Annotated in this window: 6 protein-coding genes; all 6 read left to right on the forward strand. The window is 76.0% G+C overall.

The window, feature by feature from the left end; translation table 11 throughout:
- The first annotated feature begins 268 nt into the window (after positions 1–268).
- Genes KSK32_RS25610 through KSK32_RS25635 form a run of 6 tightly spaced genes read left to right on the forward strand, consistent with a single transcriptional unit; the run spans position 269 to position 19,102 of the window.
- A complete protein-coding gene (locus tag KSK32_RS25610) occupies positions 269–3,730 on the forward strand; it encodes an AMP-binding protein (RefSeq protein WP_216933506.1) in 3,462 nt (1,153 codons plus the stop codon).
- Entirely contained in the window at positions 3,727–6,837 is a 3,111-nt protein-coding gene (locus KSK32_RS25615) for a thioesterase domain-containing protein (RefSeq protein WP_216933507.1), read from the forward strand. The genes KSK32_RS25610 and KSK32_RS25615 overlap by 4 nt, the downstream gene beginning before the upstream one ends.
- The gene (locus KSK32_RS25620; RefSeq protein WP_216933508.1) at positions 6,834–9,137 is read left to right on the forward strand and encodes a lantibiotic dehydratase; all 2,304 of its coding nucleotides are present in this window, start codon (positions 6,834–6,836) and stop codon (positions 9,135–9,137) included. The genes KSK32_RS25615 and KSK32_RS25620 overlap by 4 nt, the downstream gene beginning before the upstream one ends.
- Positions 9,134–12,637, forward strand: coding sequence for a non-ribosomal peptide synthetase (locus KSK32_RS25625; RefSeq protein WP_216933509.1), 3,504 nt, complete (start codon positions 9,134–9,136; stop codon positions 12,635–12,637). Before KSK32_RS25620 ends, KSK32_RS25625 begins: the two co-directional genes overlap by 4 nt.
- A 29-nt stretch (positions 12,638–12,666) precedes the next feature.
- On the forward strand, positions 12,667–18,117 hold the full coding sequence (locus tag KSK32_RS25630) for a type I polyketide synthase (protein ID WP_216933510.1): 5,451 nt from the start codon (positions 12,667–12,669) through the stop codon (positions 18,115–18,117).
- A gap of 31 nt (positions 18,118–18,148) precedes the next feature.
- Entirely contained in the window at positions 18,149–19,102 is a 954-nt protein-coding gene (locus tag KSK32_RS25635) for a TauD/TfdA family dioxygenase (protein WP_216933511.1), read from the forward strand.
- Position 19,103: the final 1 nt, after the last annotated feature.

The following is a 19,103-nucleotide window of genomic DNA, read 5'->3' on the forward strand; positions in this document are numbered from 1 at the left end:
CGGCCTGGAAGTATTTTCACCGTAAAATAGTTTGCCCGCGGCCACGTACGCTGTAAATCGTCTACGCGCTAGAGGGATGATCGGACGATTTCCTCCGTCCGAGGTTCCAAGGTGCCGTCCCCTCTTCGGCTCAAGCCTCATCGCTGCTCTTCCGACGCACGGATCGAGCCATATTCTGCTTCCAATGTGAAGTCCTGGGGGGGATCAATGATCACATTCGTCGATCGCCGCGTGCCTGTCGTCTGTGGAGCGCAACCCGCTTCCTGACATGGCAGAGACGATGATCATCAATCGTTTCGGCGCGATCACGGCGGTACACGGCGGACGTCCGGCCCTTCTCGGTGAGACCCACGAGGTCACCTACACCGAGCTGGCCGGGGCGGCCGGCGGGCACGCTGCCGTGTTCGCCGCCGCGGGCCTGCGCGCCGGAGACCGGATCGCACTGCTCACCGCACACGGGGCGCCCACCGTGGCGGCGCTGCTCGGCGCGCTCGCGGCCGGGTGCGCGTACGTGCCGCTGGACCCGGGCTTCCCGGTCGCGCGGCTGCGCCACATGGTCGACGCCGCCGGCGTCACCGCAGTGGCCTGCGCCGCCGAGCACCGCGACCTGGCGTCCACGCTGGCCGGTGACCGGCCGGTGGTGCTGCTGGACGAGGTGCCGCCGGCTCCGCTGCGCCCGGTCCCGGCCGACCCGGACGCGCCGGCGTACGTGCTGTTCACCTCCGGCTCCACCGGCGTGCCCAAGGCGGTCGGGCAGACCCACCGCAACCTGGCCCACGTCGTCGACAACCAGATCGCGGCGCTCGGCGTCGGCCCGGACGACCGGCTCAGCCTGCTCGCGTCGTTCAGCTTCGACGCCGCCATCCCCGACCTCTACCCGGCGCTGCTCACCGGCGCCGCGGTGGTCCCGGTCGACCTGCGCCGTCAGGGGCTGGCGCACGCCGTCGAGCAGCTCGACCGGCACCGCGCCACGGTGCTGCACTGCACGCCCACCGTCTACCGCTTCCTGCTCGACACGCTCGGCGCGCGCCGGCTGCCCACGGTGCGGGCGGTGCTGCTCGGCGGCGAGCAGGCCACCTGGGCCGACGCGGCCCGCGGCCGGGACCGGTTCGCCCCCGACTGCGTGCTCGTCAACGGCTACGGCGCCACCGAGATGACGTTCGCCGCCCGGCACGTGCAGCCGCTGTCCGAGGTGGACCCGGACGCCCGGGGTCCGCTGCCGGTGGGCGTCGCGTTCCCCGGCTACCGGCTGGACCTCGCCCCGGACACCGGCGAGATCGTGGTCCGCAGCCGGCACCTCGCCCCCGGCTACCTCAACCAGGACAGCGACCGGTTCGGCGTCGACGCCGACGGGGTGCCGTCGTACCGCACCGGTGACCTGGGCCGGCTGCTGCCCGGCGGGGAACTGGTCTGCCTCGGCCGGCTGGACCGGCAGGTCAAGGTGCGCGGGCACCGGGTCGAGCTGACCGAGATCGAAGCAGTGCTGTCCGCCCAGCCCGGCGTCGCGGGCGTCCGCGCCGTCGTCCGCGACGGCGAACTGCTCGCGTACGCCCGGCCGGCCGGCGCCCGCCCGGACCCGGCGGCGCTGCGCGCGGCGCTGACCGCCGCGCTGCCCGGCTACGCCGTGCCCCGTGCGGTGGTGGTGGTCGACGAGTTCCCGCTCACCGTCACCGGCAAGGTCGACGAGCGGGCGCTGCCCGACCCGGTGACCGAGGTGTCCGCCGAGGAGGCCCCGGCCACCGGCACCGAACGCGCCGTGCACGACATCTGGTGCGCGGTGCTGGGCCGCGGCGCGGTCGCCCGCACCGCCAGCTTCTTCGACGTGGGCGGGCAGTCGCTGCTGCTGGGCCAGGTGCAGCAGCGACTCGCCGAACGCTTCGGCGTACGCCTGCCGATGCTGCGCCTGTTCGACCACCCGACCGTCGCCGCCCAGGCGGCGCTGCTGGACGCCCCGCCCGAGCCGGTCCGCGCCCCGGTGCTGCCCGCGCCCGCCGCGCCGGTGCGCGCCGCCCGCGAGTACACCGGCGACGAGATCGCCGTGGTCGGCGTCGCCGGGCGGTTCCCCGGCGCGCCCGACGTGGCCACGTTCTGGTGGAACCTGTGCACCGGCGTCGACTCGGTGCACGACCACACCGACGAGGAACTGGCCGCGCTCGGCGTCGGCCCCGCCCTGCGCGCCGACCCCCGGCACGTCCGCGCCACCGGCCGGCTCGACGGGGTGGCCGACTTCGACGCCGAGTTCTTCGGTTTCGGCGCCGACGAGGCCGCCCGTACCGACCCGCAGCACCGGCTGTTCCTGGAGACCGCCTGGGAGGCACTGGAGGACGCCGGGCACGATCCGGCGCGCTTCCCCGGGCTGGTCGGCGTCTACGCCGCTACCTCGGCCAACCGCTACTTCCTGTTCCACCTCATGGACAACCCGGCGGTGGTCGGCGACGTCGACCCGGACGACTGGGAGGCCCGGCTCGTCGGCCGCCAGTTCACCGACCACCTGCCCGGTCAGGTGGCCTACCGGCTCGGCCTGACCGGCCCGGCGATGGCCGTGCAGAGCGCCTGCTCCAGCTCGCTCGTCGCGGTGTGCGTGGCCGCGCAGAGCCTCGCCGACTACCAGTGCGACCTGGCGCTGGCCGGCGGGTCCACGGTGATGTGGCCCCGGCACCGGGCGGGCGGGCTCGCCTCGCCCGACGGCCGGTGCCGCGCCTTCGACGAGGCCGCCGCCGGCTCCGGGTTCGGCTCCGGCGCGGGCGTGGTGGCGTTGCGCCGGCTCGCCGACGCGCAGGCCGACGGCGACCGCATCTACGCGATCCTGCCCGGCTGGGCGGTCACCAACGACGGCCCGGACCGGGCCGGCTTCGCCGTGCCCGGCCCGGCCGGACAGGCCGCCGCCGTCGCGAACGCGCTCGCCACCGCCGAGGTCGCGCCCGGCGAGGTCCGCCTCGTCGAGGGCCACGGCAGCGGCACGCCACTGGGCGACGCCATCGAGGTCGCCGCGCTGCACGAGGTGTACGCGGGCGCCGCGCCCGCCGAGTCCACCGCGCTCGGCTCGGTGAAGACCAACATCGGTCACCTGGACGCCGCGGCCGGCATCGCCGGGCTGATCAAGACGGTGCTGGCCGTCCGGCACGGCGTGATCCCGCCGAACCTGCACTTCACCCGCCCGCACCCGGAGATCGACCTGGCCGCCGGACCGTTCTACGTGCCCACCAAGGCGCGGGACTGGCCGGACGACGCGCGCCGGGTCGCCGGAGTGAGCGCGTTCGGTCTGGGCGGCACCAACGCGCACGTCGTGGTGGAGCAGCCGCCGCCCGCCGAGCCGGCCGACCCGCCCGGCGAGGGGCCGTGGCTGCTGCCCGTCTCCGCGCGTACCCCGGCGGCGCTGCGGGCCGCGCTGGCCCGCCTGCGGAGCCACCTCGCCGGGGCCGCCCCGGCACTGTCCGAGGTGGCCGCCACGCTGGCGCTGGGCCGGCGGGCGTTCGCCCACCGGGCGGCGGTGGTCGCGGCCGACCTGCCGGGCGCGCTGTCCGCGCTGGACGTGCTGTTGGACACCGGCGCCCGCATCGCAGGTGACGGCGGCCCGCTGCGCGAGACGGCCGCCGAGTGGGTCGCCGGGCGCGACGTCGACTGGCACGAGCTGCACCCCGAGGGCACGGTCCGGCGCACCGGGCTGCCCACCTACCCGTTCCAGCGCCGCCGGCACTGGATCGACCCCGTGCAGAAAGGTCCGCGGTGAACTGGTTCGTCTCCGCCGGAAGCCGACCCGAGGCGCCGGTGCGGTTGTTCTGCCTGCCCTACGCCGGAGCGGGCGCCAGCGCGTTCCGGCGCTGGGCGGCCGAGTTCGGTCCGGGTGTCGACGTGGTGCCGGTGCAACTGCCCGGCCGGGAGAACCGGATCACCGAGGATCCGCGTTTCGGCGTCGCCGAGGTGGCCGACGCCATCGCCTCCCGCGCCGACCGCCCGTACGCGATCTACGGCCACTCGATGGGTGGACGGCTCGGCTTCGACGTGGTCCGCGAGCTGCGCCGCACCGGCCGCCCGTTGCCGCTCCGGCTCTACGTCGGCGGCGCCCGTGCGCCGCACGTCGCCACGCCCGGCCCGTTCGACGGGCTGTCCCGAGCCGGCGACGACGAGCTGCTGCGCCGTCTCGGCGAGGGCGGCGGCCTCCCCGCCGAACTGCTCGACCACCCCGAGCTGGTGGAACTGCTGCTGCCGCTGCTGCGCGCCGACTTCGGCCGGGTCGACGACTACCGCCACGTGCCGGGCGAGCCGCTGCCGGTGCCGATCGTCGTGTTCGCCGGCCGCACCGACCGGGCGGTCAGCCGGGAGCAGAGCGCCGCCTGGGCCGAGCACACCGCTGCCGGGTTCACCCTGCACGAGCTGGACGGCGGGCACTTCTTCCTGCACGACCGGCTGACCGAGCTGGTCGCGCTGATCCGGGCCGACCTGACCGCCGCGCCCACCGACACCCGCGCCGCCACGCCGGACGCGGGTCCGGACCCGGTGCGCGCCGCCGGTCGCGGGACCGCCGGCGCCGCGCACCGGGTCCCCCTCGGCGACACCGGCTGGTCGGTGTGGCGCGACGCGATGCTGCGGACCACCGGCTTCCCGGCCGACGGGCTGGAGCTGTTCACCGCGCCCCGGGCCGCCGCGGCGGCCGACGAGCTGCTGGCCACCGGCGCCGGTGCGGACCGGTTCACCAAGGAGTTCGAGGAGGCGCTGCGCGCCGGCGCGCAGCGGTTCAGCGAGCTGGCCGCCGACCCGCTGCTGCGCGAGGCGGTCACCTGGCAGAACCGGGGCGCGCTCGTCGCGTTCGACGGGCTGGTGCGCGGCGGCGCCGACGCGGCCCGCAACGTACGCCGCCGGGACCGGGAACGGGCGTTGCTGAAGTACTGGCAGCGCTACTGCGGCAAGAACGAGACGGTCGGCTTCTTCGGCCCCGCCTGCTGGGTCACAGTCGATCCCGCGCAGCCGGAGGTTGCCCGGGTCAACCCCGGCGAGCGCCTGACCCGGCGGCGCTGGGTGTGGTTCGAGTCGTGGGCGCTGTCCGCGTACGCCGAACGGATCGGCGCGGACCTGGCGGTGCGCCGGTGGTGGCCGCCGATGCTGCGGGCCCACCTGGCGGTCCGGGACCGCGACGTGCTGCGGCCCGGCCGCCCGCCGCTGACGCTGACCCCGGTCGAGGCCGCGTTGCTGCGCGCGGCGGACGGCCGGCGCGCCGCCGCCGACCTGGTCGCCGACCCGGCGATCGGGCTGCGCCGCCCCGAGGACGGGTACGCGCTGCTCGACCGGCTGGTCGAGCGGGAACTGATCACCTGGGACGCGGCCCTGCCGGTGAGCCCGGACGCCGAGCGGGTGCTGGCCGACCGCATCGACGCGATCGGCGACGAGCCGGCCCGCGCCGCCGCCCGCGCCGGGTTCGACCGGCTGTGCACCGCCCGCGACGACGTCGCCGCCGCAGCGGGCGACGCGGACCGGCTGCGGGCCGCCCTGGACGCGCTGGACGCCACGTTCACCGAGCTGACCGGCGTGCCCGCGGTACGCCGGGCCGGGCAGATGTACGCCGGCCGCACGGTCTGCTACGAGGACAGCGCCCGGGATCTGGACGTGGTGTTCGGCGCGCCGCTGCTGGCCGAGCTGGCCGCCCCGCTGGACGTGCTGCTGCGCGCCGCCCGGTGGCTGGCCAACGCGCTCGCCCGCGCCTACCTCGACGTGCTGCGCGACCTGTACGACGAGCTGCGCTCCGAGTCCGGCGCCCCGGTGCCGCTGGCCGACCTGTGGTTCCTCGCCCAGGGGATGTTCTGGGGCGACGGGGACCGGCCGGTCGACGCGGTGGCGGCGGACTTCGCGGCCCGCTGGGCCGGGCTGTTCGGCCTGGACACGCTGCCCGCCGGGACGACCGACGTGCGGCTGAGCGCGACCGACCTCGCCGGCCGGGTCGACCAGGTGTTCCCCGGCGACGGCCCGGAGTGGTCCAACGCCGCCATGCACAGCCCCGACCTGCAGATCTGCGCCACCGACGTGGACGCGCTGCGGCGCGGCGACTACACGGTGGTGCTCGGCGAGCTGCACGCCGCCTGGTCGTCGTTCGACTGCGCGGTGTTCACCCCGTCGCACCCGGACGTGGCGCGGCTGCGCGACGCGCTCGCGGTGGACATGGGGCAGCGGCGGGTCCGGCTGCTGTTCCCGGCCGACTGGCCGCGGCGCACCAGCCGTACCGCCGAGTCGCTGACCGGCCCGGCCGACCGGCACCTGGCGTTCCTCGACGCGCCGGGCGCCGACCCGGCCCGCGTGCTGCCCACCGTCGGCCTGGTCGTCGACGAGGTGGACGGCGAGCTGGTCGCCACCGCCTCGGACGGTCAGCGCTGGCCGCTGGTCGAGATCTTCGCCGAGCCGCTCAGCGCGCACGCCGTGGACGGGTTCAAGCTGGTCGCCGCCGCGCCCTACACGCCCCGGATCACGGTGGACCGGCTGGTGCTGGCCCGGCAGACGTGGCGGACCACAGTCGGCGAGAGCGGCCTGGCCGTGCCGAACGGCGAACCGGACCGGTTCCTCGCCGTCCGGGACTGGCGCCGCCGCCTCGGCCTGCCCGAGCAGGTGTACGTCAAGCTCGGCACCGAGACCAAGCCCTGCTTCGTGGACCTGTCCGCGCCGGCGTTCGCCACCACGCTCTGCGCGATGGTGCGCGCCGCCCGGGTCGACGGCGGTGACGACGTGTCGTTCACGGTCAGCGAGATGCTGCCCGCACCGGAGCAGGCGTGGGTGCCCGACGGGCAGGGCCGCCGCTACTTCAGCGAGCTGCGCCTGCACATCACCGACGCCCGGCGGGAGGACCACCGGTGAGCCACCTGCTGCCCCTGGGTGAGACCGGCTGGTCGGTGTGGCGGGACGTGGTCCTGCGTACCGCCGGTTTCCCGGCCGCCGGGCTGGACCGGTTCGCCGCGCCGGACTGCGCCGCCGCCGCGGACGCGCTGCTCGTCGGCGACACCGGCCCCGAGGTGTTCGGCAAGGCGCTGGCCGAGGCGTTCGCCGAATCCTCGGCGGTGGCCGGCGAGCTGGCCACCGACCCACTGCTGCGCGAGGCGGTGACCTGGCAGAACCCGGACATGCTCATCGCGCTGGACGGGCTGCTGCGCACCGACCCGCAGGTCCGCAACGTCCGCCGCCGCAAGCGCGAGCTGAGCCTGCTGCGCTACTGGCAGCGCTACTGCGGCAAGGCCGAGACCATCGGCTTCTTCGGCCCGGTCTGCTGGGGCACGTTCGACACCACCCGACCCGGGGTGCACACCGTGCCCGGCGACGCGCTGGTGCACCGGCGGCGGGTGTACTTCGAGGCGTGGGCGCTCATCGCGTACGCCGACCGGCTCGCCGACGACCTCGCGGTGCGCCGCTGGTGGGCGCCGGCCCTGCAACCGCACCTGACCGTCGCCGGGCGGGAGCTGCGCGTCCCGCTGCACCCGCCGATCGCGCTGACCCCGGTCGAGGCGCTGGTGCTCGGCGCCTGCGACGGGCGCACGCCCGCGGTGGAGCTGGCGGAGCGGCTGTGCGACGCCGGCGACGTGCACAGCGCCGACGACGTCTACCTGTTGCTGGACCGCTGGGTCGAGCACGGCCGGCTCAACTGGGGTGCGAACCTGCCGATCGCACCGGACGCCGAGCGCGTGCTCGAAGCGCGGATCGCCGTGATCGGCGACGAGCCGGTCCGCGCCGCGACGGCGGCCGAGTTCGGCCGGCTGTGCGCCGCCCGCGACGAGGTGGCCGCCGCGGCCGGCGACCCGGGCCGGCTCGGCGTCGCGCTCGCCGCGCTCAACGCCGAGTTCACCGCCGTCACCGGCCGCCCGGCCACCCGGCACAGCGGACAGATGTACGCCGCCCGCACCGTCTGCTACGAGGAGACCGCCCGCGACCTGGAGTTCCGGATCGGGTCCGCGGTGATCGACGCGCTCGCCGAGCCGATGGCGGTGGTGCTGCGTACCGCCCGCTGGTTCACAGGCGAGGTGGCCGACCGCTGCGGCGACCTCTTCACCGAGCTGCACGAGGAACTGGCCGCCGACGGACCGGTGCGGCTGGCCGACCTGTGGCTGCTGGCCCAGGGCACGCTCATCGCCCCGGACGGCCCGATCGGCCGGGCCGGCGCCACGCTCACCGCCCGCTGGGCCGAGCTGTTCGGCCTGGCCGACCTGCCCGAGGGGCAGGCGGAACTGCGGCTGCGCGCCGCGGACCTGACCGAGCGGGCCCGGGAACTGTTCCCGGCGACGCGGCCCGGCTGGCCGTCGGCCCGGCTGCACAACCCGGACGTGCAGCTCAGTGCCGCCTCGCCGGAGGCCGTCGAGCGCGGCGACTTCCTGCTGGTGCTCGGCGAGCTGCACCCGGCCTCGGTCGCCTTCGACAGCGCGGTGCTCAGCCCGTTCCACCCGGACCCGGCCGCGCTGCGCGCCGACCTCGACGCCGACCTGGGCCCGGTGCGGCTGCGGGTGCTCTGGCCGGACAGCTTCCCCCGCCGCACCACGCGCACCACGTACGCGCTGACCGGCCCGGCGGACCGCCAGCTCGGCATCGACACCGCGCACGGCGCCGACGTGGACCGCCTGGTACCGGCCACCACCGTGCTGGTCGAGCGCACCGGCGACACGCTCACCGCGGTCTTCCCCGACGGCGCCCGCTGGCCGCTGATGGAGGTGTTCGCCACGCTGCTCGGCTCGCTGCTGCTGGACGCGTTCAAGCTGCTCGGCGCCGCCGCGTACACGCCGCGCATCACCATCGACCGCCTGGTCGTGGCCCGGCGCACCTGGCGTACCACGGCCGGGGCGTGCGGGCTGGGCGGCCACTCCGACGAGACCGCCCGCTACCTGGCGGTACGCCGCTGGCGGGAGGCCACCGGCCTGCCCGAACGGGTCTTCGTCAAGGTCGGCACCGAGGTCAAACCGTGCTACGTGGACCTGACCGGCCCGCTGTACGCGCAGTCGCTGTGCGCGATGGTCGACGCCGCGCTGCGCACCGGCCCGGACGTGCCGGTGGTGGTCTCCGAACTGCTGCCCGCACCCACCGAGGCGTGGGTGCCCGACGCCCGGGGCCGCGGTTACGTCAGCGAACTGCGCCTCCAGATCACCGACCCGGCCGAGCACCTTGGAGCACTCCGGTGACCGACACCCTGACCGTCAGCGCCGTCCACGGCCCGGACCTGCCGTGGCCGGACGCCACCCTGGCCGACCTCATCACCGCGCAGGCGGCCCGTACCCCGGACGCGGTGGCGGTGCGCCAGTGGGACACCCGGCTCACCTACCGGCAGCTCGTCGACCGGGCCGCCGGGGTGGCCGCCGCGCTGCGCGAGCACCGCGTCGGCCCGGGGGACCGGGTCGGCGTGTGCGGCGCGCGCACCCCCGACCTGGTGGTCACAGTGGTCGGCGTGCTGCTCGCCGGCGCCGCGTACGTGCCGCTGGAGCCGGGCGGCCCCCGGGCCCGGTTGCGCGGGATCGCCCGCGACGCGGGCGTACGGGTGGTGGTCGGTGACGCGGCGGCGGCCGAGTTCGGCGGGGAGCCCGGCGTGACGGCGCTCGGCCTGCCCGGCCCGGCCCCGCTCGCGCCCTGCCCGGCCCGCCCCGGCGACCCGGCGTACGTGCTGTTCACCTCCGGTTCCACCGGCCGCCCCAAGGGCGTGCTGACGACCCACCGCAACGCGGTCGAGTTCGTCACCGGTGTGAGCGCGCTGACCGGCGCCGACGCGTCGGTCCGCAGCCTCGGCATCGCCTCGCTCGGCTTCGACGCGGCCACGATGGACCTGTTCGTGCCGCTCACGCTCGGCGGCGCGGTGCAGCTGCTCGGCGCCGACGACCGGGCCGACCCGGTACGGCTGGCCCGGTTCGTCGCCGAGCACGAGGTCACCTGGGGCTTCATCACCCCGACCGTGCTGTCCCTGCTGGACCCGGCCGGGTTCCCGTCGTGGCGGGTGCTGCTCTGCGGCGGCGAGGCGGTCCCGGCCGAACTGGTCGCCCGGTGGGCGCCGGGCCGGCGGTTCCTCAACGGCTACGGCCCGACCGAGACCACTGTGCTGGCGGTCACCTGCGACCTCACAGCGGCCGACACCGACCCGATGCCGATCGGCCGGCCGCTGCCCAACCACCGGGCGTACGTGGTCGACGCCGGCCTGCGCCCGGTGCCGGCGGGCCAGACCGGCGAGCTGCTGATCGGCGGGCCCGGCCTGGCCGACGGCTACCTGAACCGGCCCGGCCTGACCGCCGAGCGGTTCGTGCCCGACCCGTTCGGCGACGTCCCCGGCGAGCGGCTCTACCGCACCGGTGACCTGGTCCGGCAGGGCCCGGACGGCCGGATCGTCTACCTCGGCCGCGCCGACCGGCAGGTGAAGGTGCGCGGTCAGCGCATCGAGCTGGGCGAGATCGAGGCCGTGCTGGCCGCCTGCCCGGGCGTCGAGCGCGTCGCGGTGGAGGCGGTACCCGGCCCGGGCGGCGCCGAGCTGGTCGCGTTCCTCACTCCGGCCGGCGCGCCGGACGACGACGAGCTGCGGGCGTACGCGACGACGCGGCTGACCACCGCGATGCTGCCGGCCCGGACGGTGCGGCTGGACGCGCTGCCGGTCAGCGCGACCACCGGCAAGCTGGACCGGCCGGCGCTGCGCGAGCTGGCCGCGACCGCCCCGGCCGGCGTGGCCGACGCGCCCGCCGACGACGACCCGGTGACGGCTGCGGTCCGGCGCGTCTGGACCCGGCTGCTCGGCGCCGCGCCCGCCCCGGACAGCGACTTCCTCGCCGCCGGCGGCAACTCCATCGCCGCGATGCGGCTGGTCGCCGCGCTGCGCTCCGAGCTGGGCCGGCAGGTGGACACGCGGGTGCTGTTCGCCGACCGCACGTTCGCCGCGCTCGTGGACCGGGTCCGCGCCGCCGACCCCGCCGACGCCGACGGGCTGACCACCGGCAACCCGCCGACGCTGTCCCCGCCGCAGCGGCGGCTGTGGTTCATGGACCAGCTCGCGCCGTCCAGCGCGCCGTACAACATCGCCGTCGCGCACCGGCTGCGCGGGCCGCTGGACGTCACCGCGCTCGGCGCCGCGCTGCGGGCCGTCGTGGAACGCCACGACGTGCTGCGCTGGCGGATCCCGCAGAACGGCGGCGTGCCGTACGCGGTCCGCGAGGAACCCACCGACGTGGCGGTGCCGGTGGTCGACCTGACCGGCGCCGCCGACCCGGACGCCGAGCTGGCCGGGATGCTCGCGGCCGGCGCCGGGCACGCGTTCGACCTGGCCACCGGCCCGCCCTGGCAGGTGACCGTGTACCGGCTCGCCGCGCAGGAGCACGTGCTCGCGGTGACCGTGCACCACGCGGTCTTCGACGGCTGGTCCGAGGCGCTGCTCTACGACGAGCTGGCGCTCGCGTACGCCCGCGCGCTCGGCCGGTCCGTGCCGGGCCGCCCGCCGCTGCCCGCCACGTACGCCGACTACGCGGTGTGGCGCGCCGACCGGGACCGCCGCCGGGGCGAGACGGACCTGGCCTGGTGGACCGCGCACCTGGCCGGCGCGCCCACGGTGCTGGACCTGCCGCGCGACCGTCCCCGCCCGGCCGTGCAGACGTACGCCGGCGCGGAGGCCGCCGTGCGGCTGGACGAGACCGCCGACCGGGCCGTCCGCGACCTGGCCGCCCGGCGCGGCACCACAGTCGCGGCGGTGCTGCTGGCCGCGTTCGGCGAACTGCTGCGCCGGGTCACCGGCGGCGACGAGCACGTGCTCGGCGCGATCGTCGCGGATCGGCGGCTGGCCGCGTTCGACGAGGTGATCGGGTTCTTCATCGACGCCGTGCCGGTGCGGGTCCGCTCCGGCGGCGCGAGCTTCGCCGAGCAGGTCGACCGGGCCGCCGCCGAACTGCACGAGGTCACCGCCCACCCCGGCGCGCCACTGGAACGCCTCGTCGAGGCGCTCGGCGTGGGCCGGGACACCTCCCGCGCCCCGCTGGTGCAGGTGCTGTTCAACGTGCTCAACTTCGTCGCGCCCCGGCTGACGCTCACCGGCCTGGCCGTCGAGCCGGTGCCGGTACCCAAGCCCGGGTCGCCGTTCGACCTGACCGTCTACGTGGTGGAGCGCGACGGGCGGGCCGGCGTCGAGGTGGTGCACAACCCGGACCTGTTCACCGGCGAGCGGATCGAAGCGCTCCTGGCCGACCTGGCCTCCCTGGTCGGCGCGCTCGCCGCCGACCCGGACGCCCCGGCCGCCGAGGTCGTGCCCGAGCTGCCTCGCCCGGCGGTACGGGTCGCGGCGCTCGGCGCGATGACCGTGGCCACCGCCGAACCGGCCCGCGCGCCGCTGCCCGCCGGCTCGGACGCGCTCACCGCCACCGAGGAGCTGATCGCCGGGATCTGGCGCGACGTGCTCGGCCGCGACGCGGTGGGCGTCAGCGACAACTTCTTCGACATCGGCGGCCACTCGATGGCCCTGGCCGCCGTGCACGCCCGCCTCACCGAGGCCACCGGCCGCTCGATCACCATGCTCGACCTGTTCCGTCACCCGACCGTGCGGGCGCTCGCCGCCAGCCTCGACGGGGCCGCCGACCGGCCGGAACTGGCCCGCGCCGCGATGCGCGCCGCCGCCCGGCGGGGCCGCGCCCGCCGTACCCCGCCACCTCGCCGACCTCACTCGTGACGCGATCCCTTGTGAATGAAGGAACCCCCATGCAGAACGACATTCCCGCCGACGACGGCGTCGAGCCCATCGCCATCGTCGGGCTCGCCGCCCGCCTGCCCGGCGCGGCCGACGTCGACGAGTTCTGGCGCAACCTGGTCGACGGCGTGGAGTCGACGACCGAGCTGACCCGCGAGGAGCAGCTCGCCCGCGGCGCCCAGCCGCAGGAGGTCGACGACCCGGGCTGGGTGAACCGTGCCCCGCTGGTGGACGGCTACGACGAGTTCGACGCCGGCCTGTTCGGGATGACCGCCCGCGAGGCCGAGATCACCGACCCGCAGCACCGGCTGTTCCTGGAGACCTGCTACACCGCGTTGCAGAACGCCGGCTACGACCCGGGCCGGTACGACGGCGCGGTGGGCGTGTACGCCGGCACCGGCGGTAACACGTACCTGCACCGCAACGTGTTCCGCAACAAGCGGGTCGGCGGGAACCCGCACGGCGCCGTCTCACTCGCCACCGGCAACTCGCCGAACTACGTGGCCACGAACGTGTCGTACCGGCTGGACCTGCGCGGACCCAGCATGACGGTGCACACCGCCTGCTCCACCTCGCTGGTGGCGTTCCACCTGGCCTGTGAGGCGCTGCGCAACGGCGAGTGCGACATGGCCCTGGCCGGCGGCGTGAACATCGAGCTGCCGCACGTCGGCTACCTCGGCATGGACGGTTTCACCTCGCCGGACGGGCGGTGCCGCCCGTTCGACGCCGCAGCGAACGGCACGGTGTGGGGCAGCGGCGTCGGCGTGACGCTGCTCAAGCGGCTCTCCGACGCGATCGCCGACGGCGACACCATCCGCGCGGTCGTGCTCGGCAACGCGATCAACAACGACGGCGCCGGGAAGGTCGGCTTCACCGCACCCAGCATCGACGGGCAGATGGAGGCCGTCGCCCAGGCCGTCGAGCTGGCCGGCGTCGACCCGCGCAGCATCAGCTACGTCGAGGCGCACGGCACCGGCACCGCGCTCGGCGACCCGATCGAGGTCGCCGCGCTGTCCGCCGTCTACACGAAGGACACCGACGAGCGCGGCTGGTGCGGCATCGGCTCGGTGAAGTCGAACATCGGCCACCTCAGCCAGCCCTCCGGCATCGTCAGCGTGATCAAGACGGTGCTGGCGATGGAGCACGGCCTGATCCCGCCGACCATCAACTACGAGACGCCGAACCCGGCCATCGACTTCGCCGACACCCCGTTCTACGTGGCGAACACGCTGACCAAGTGGGACACCGACGGCGGTCCGCGCCGGGCCGGCGTCAGTTCCTTCGGCATCGGCGGCACCAACGCGCACGTGGTGCTGGAGGAGGCCCCGGCCGCGGGGCGGCACGAACCGTCCGCCCGCCCGGCGCACCTGCTCCAGGTGTCGGCGAAGACCCCGGCCGCGCTGGACACCGCCGTGCGGCGGCTCGCCGACCACCTGGAGGGCGGCAGCGACGTGGCGCTGGCCGACGTGGCGCACACGCTGCGCGTCGGCCGCCAGGCGTACGCCCACCGCGCCGCTGTGGTCGCCGGCGACCCGGTGTCCGCCGCCGCCGCGCTGCGCGAGCGGCGCAAGGGTCACCGGGGCGCCGCCGAGGGGCCCGCGCCGCGGGTGGCGTTCCTGTTCAGCGGCCAGGGGTCGCAGTACGCCGGCATGGGCGCCGAGCTGTACGCGCAGGACAGCGCGTACGCCGCCGCCGTCGACCAGTGCGCCGAGCTGCTCCGCCCCGAGCTGGGCCTGGACATCCGTGACCTGATCCTGGGCCGCGACCCGGAGGCGGCGGACAAGCTCACGCAGACCCGCTACACCCAGCCCGCCCTGTTCACAGTCGAGTACGCGCTCGCCGCCGCGTGGCGGGCCGCCGGGGTGACCCCGGCCGCGATGATCGGCCACTCCATCGGCGAGTACGTCGCCGCGACCGTGGCCGGGGTGTTCGACCTCGCCGACGCGCTGCGCGTGGTGGCCGCCCGGGGCCGGCTCATGCACTCCCTGCCGGCCGGTTCGATGCTGGCGGTCACGCTCGACGAGTCGGAGGTGACCGGCAAGCTGCCCGAGGGACTGTCGGTGGCCACCGTCAACGGTCCCGGCACCTGCGTGGTCGCCGGTGAGACGGCGCTCGTGGAGGAGTTCGCGGCGAGCCTCGGCGGCAAGAACAAGTCGAAGCTGCTGCGCACCTCGCACGCGTTCCACTCGCCGATGATGGACCCGATCCTGGACGAGTTCACCGCGCTGATGGCCACCGTGCCGCTGCGCGCCCCGGCGGTGCCGTTCGTGTCGAACGTGACCGGCACCTGGATCACCGGGGCGCAGGCCACCGACCCGGCGTACTGGGCCGCGCACCTGCGCCGCCCGGTCCGCTTCGGCGCATGCGTCGCGACCCTGCTCGCCGAGGGCACCTGGGCGCTGGTCGAGTGCGGGCCCGGCCGGCAGCTGGCCAACCTGGCCCGGATGCAGGTCGCCAAGGCCGGTGAGGCGCAGCGGGCGCTGACCCCGCTGGGCAGCCTGCCCGGCCCCGGCGAGCAGACCGGTGACGTGGCCGCGCTGCTCGGCACGGCCGGCGCGTTCTGGTGCGCCGGGGTGCCGGTGAGCGTCCCGGCCGACCCGCACGCGCGGCGGGTGCCGCTGCCCACGTACCCGTTCGAGCGGCGCCGCTACTGGATCGACCCGGACCCGGAGCAGGAGCTCTCCGCGGCGCCCGTCGAGACCGGTCCCCGCCCGCTGCCGGAGTGGTTCGCGGTGCCGGTGTGGCGGCAGGCCGCCCCGGCCCGGACGGCCGAGCCGCTGGGCCGCTGCCTGGTGCTGGCCGACGGCCCGCGCGGCGAGGCGCTCGTGGCCGCGTTGCGCGCCGCCGGCGACGACCCGGTCGAGGTACGCGCCGGCGAGGCGTTCACCGCCACCGCGAACGGCTTCCGGCTGCGTCCCGGCGTACGCGCCGACGCCGAGGAACTGGTCGCGGCGCTCGGCGCCGACCTGCCCCGGCGGATCGTGCACGCGTTCGCGCTCGACGGCGAGCCGGCCGGCACCGACCCGGCGGCCGCCTGGGCGGCGCAGGAGCGCGGCTTCTTCGGCGCGCTGCACCTGGTGCAGGCCCTCGCCGGTGCCGGTGTCACGGCCGACGAGGCGGGCGTACGCCTGGACCTGGTCACCGCCGGCATCGGTGACGTACGCGGTGACGACCTGACCCGCCCGGAGCACGCCACGCTGGCCGGCCTGGCCCGGGTGCTCCCGGCCGAGCTGCCCGGCCTGAGCGTGCGGCTGCTCGACACCGACCCGGCCGCGCGCGGCGTCGCCGCCCTGGTGGCCGAGCTGCGCAGCCCGGTCGACGCGGAGCACCCGGAGGTGGCGCTGCGCGGCGACCGCCGCTGGCTGGGCGGCTACGAGCAGGTGAGCGTGGCCGCCGAGGACGAGCCGGGAGTGCTGCGGGAGGAGGGCCGGTACCTGATCACCGGCGGTCTCGGCGGCATCGGCGTCACCCTCGCCGAGGACTTCGCCCGCCGGGTCCGCGCCAAGCTGGTGCTGCTGGCCCGTTCCGGGCTGCCCGAGCGGGACGCCTGGGACGCCCACCTGGCGGTGCACGGCGGCACCGACCGGGCCGGGCGGGCCATCGCGGCGATCCGCCGGATGGAGGCCGCGGGCGCCGAGGTGCTGGTGCTCGCCGCCGACGTCACCGACGCCGACGACCTGCGCCGGGTTCGCGACGAGGCGGAGCGCCGGTTCGGCGGGCTGGACGGCATCGTGCACGCCGCCGGTCTGCCCGGCGGCGGCATGGCCGAGGTGAAGGACCGCGACGAGGCGCGGCGCGTGCTGGCCCCGAAGCTGGCCGGCACCCTGGCGCTGGCCCGGGTCTTCGGCGACCTGCCGCTGGACTTCGTCGTGCTCTGCTCCTCGATCACCGCGGTGATCGGCGGCTTCGGCCAGGTCGACTACTGCGCCGCGAACAACTTCCTGGACGCCTTCGCGCGCTCCGGCACCGGGTTCCGCGCGCCGGTGGTGTCGCAGAACTGGGGCGGCTGGGCCGAGGTCGGCATGGCGGTGGAGACCGCCGCGCCGGCCGCGTTCCGGGCCGCCGGGCGGGACACCGTGACCACGGCGGTCGCCCACCCGGTGCTCACCACGATGGTCGCCGGCCCGGACGGCACGGTGTTGCACGGCCTGGTCTCGGCCGACACCCACTGGCTGCTCGACGAGCACCGGATCGGCGGGGTGCCGGTGGTGCCGGGCACCGCCCACCTGGAGTCGGTGCGCGCGGCGGTGGTCGCGGCGCTGCCCGCGCCGGGGCCTGATGCCGCGGTGGAGCTGCGCGACGTGGTGTTCCTGGAGCCGTTCTCGGTGCCGGACGGCACCGTGGCCCAGTACCGGGTCGAGCTGACCCCGGCCGAGGACGGCACCGACTTCACCGTCGCCAGCCTCGCCGCCGGGCAGGCGCGCACCCACGTACGCGGCACCGCCGGCTGGACCACCGACGCGGCCCCGCCGGCCGTCGTGCCCACGGTGGCCGGGCGGCGGGTCGACGACGACGCGTCGTTCGGCCGGGGACGTACCAGCATGCTCACGTTCGGGCCGCGCTGGGCGGCGCTGGCCGAGCACCACCTCGCCGACGGCGAGGAACTCGCCCGGGTGCAGGCGCCCGCCGCCGCGCTCGGTGACCTGCCCTCCTGGGGCATGCACCCGGCGCTGCTGGACGTGGCCACCGCGTTCGGCCGGGGGCAGGGCTCCGGCACCTACCTGCCGCTGTCGTACGGCCGGATCGTGGTGCGCGGGCCGCTGCCCGCGACGTTCCACAGTCACCTGCGGCACCGGCCCGCCGCCACCGACGAGGTGGTCGCCGCCGACCTGTCGCTGCGCGACCCGGACGGCCGGGAACTGGTCGCGATCGGCGACTTCGTGCTGCGCCGGGTCGACCAGGACGCGGTCACCGGCAACCTGGCCGAGTCCCCGGCGGCGGGCGGTGACACCCCGGCGGCGGTCACCGAGGACATCCGCCCGGTCGACGGCGCGGAGGCGTTCCGCCGCAGCCTCGCGGCCGGCCTCGGCGCCCAGGTGGTGATCACCACCCGCACCGTCGCCGACATCCGGCGCCGGGCGGCCCGGGTCACCACCGACAGCCTCGCCGAGGAGACCGACGCGCCGGCCGGTACGACGACGGCCACCGGCGGCGGCTCGGCGGCGCCCGGCACCGAGCTGGAGAAGACGATCGCCCAGGTGTGGCGCGACGGTCTCGGCGTCACCGACGTCGGCGTGGACGACGACTTCTTCGCCCTCGGCGGCAACTCGCTCGTGGCCGTGCAGCTCATCGCCGCCATGCGCAAGGCGACAGGCGTACGGCTGCCGATGCGCAGCCTCTTCGAGACCCCCACGGTGGCCGGACTGGCCGCCCGGATCGAGGAGCTGCGCGCCGAGGCGCCCGCCGACGCACCGGCCGCCCCGGCGGCGATCCCGGCCATCCCGCGGCTGCCCCGCGGCTGACATTCCGACGCAGAACCAGGAGACACGCACCATGAGCGAGACAACCGCGACGCTTCCGGTGGTCGGCGAGAGTGACGGCCGGGCGCTGACCGACCTGATCACGGCCCGGCGCGCCGAGCTGCGGGACACCCTCGTCGCCAGCGGAGGGCTGCTGTTCCGCGGCTTCGACGTGGGCGGCGTGGACGGCTTCGACCGGGCCGTCCGCGCGCTCGCCGGAGAGCCGCTGACCTACACCGAACGCTCCTCGCCCCGGCACTCCATCAAGGGCCGGGTCTACACCTCGACCGACTACCCGCCGGACGAGGAGATCTTCCTGCACAACGAGAACTCGTACCAGGCGCGCTGGCCGCTGACGCTGTTCTTCTACTGCGTCACGCCGCCGGACAGCCAGGGCGCCACGCCGCTGGCCGACGTGCGCCGGGTGTACGAGCTGATCGACCCGGCGGTCCGCGAGGAGTTCGTCCGCCGCCGGTGGATGCTGGTGCGCAACTTCCACGGCGACTTCGGCACCCGCTGGCAGGAGGTGTTCAACACCGAGAGCCGCGCCGAGGTCGAGGCGTACGCGGCGGACAACGGGATCACCGTGGAGTGGGTCGGCAAGGACGGCCTGCGTACCCGCGCGGTCCGCGACGTGGTGCACCACCGGCCCGGATCGGACACCCCGCGCTGGTTCAACCACGCCACCTTCTTCCACCTCAGCACCTTGCCGGCCGACTACCAGGAAGGGCTGCTGGCCATGTTCGGCGCGGACGGGCTGCCGTCGAACACCTACTACGGCGACGGCGGGGAGATCCCCGCCGACGTCATGGACCATCTCCGCGCCGCCTACCGGGCCGCCACCGTCCGCTTCGACTACCAGCGCGACGACGTGCTGGTGGTGGACAACATGACCGCCGCGCACGGCCGGGAACCGTTCACCGGTCCCCGCAAGATCGCCGTGGCGATGGCCGAGCCGCACACCCCCGAGACCGCAGGAGCGAACTGAC

The sequence above is a fragment of the Micromonospora sp. WMMB482 genome, from assembly GCF_019038635.1.
Classification (GTDB): domain Bacteria; phylum Actinomycetota; class Actinomycetes; order Mycobacteriales; family Micromonosporaceae; genus Micromonospora; species Micromonospora marina.

Coding starts and splice junctions, on each gene's coding strand:
- KSK32_RS25610 (WP_216933506.1), top strand. CDS start 269: ATGGCAGAGACGATGATCATCAATCGTTTCGGCGCGATCACGGCGGTA.
- KSK32_RS25630 (WP_216933510.1), top strand. CDS start 12,667: ATGCAGAACGACATTCCCGCCGACGACGGCGTCGAGCCCATCGCCATC.
- KSK32_RS25635 (WP_216933511.1), top strand. CDS start 18,149: ATGAGCGAGACAACCGCGACGCTTCCGGTGGTCGGCGAGAGTGACGGC.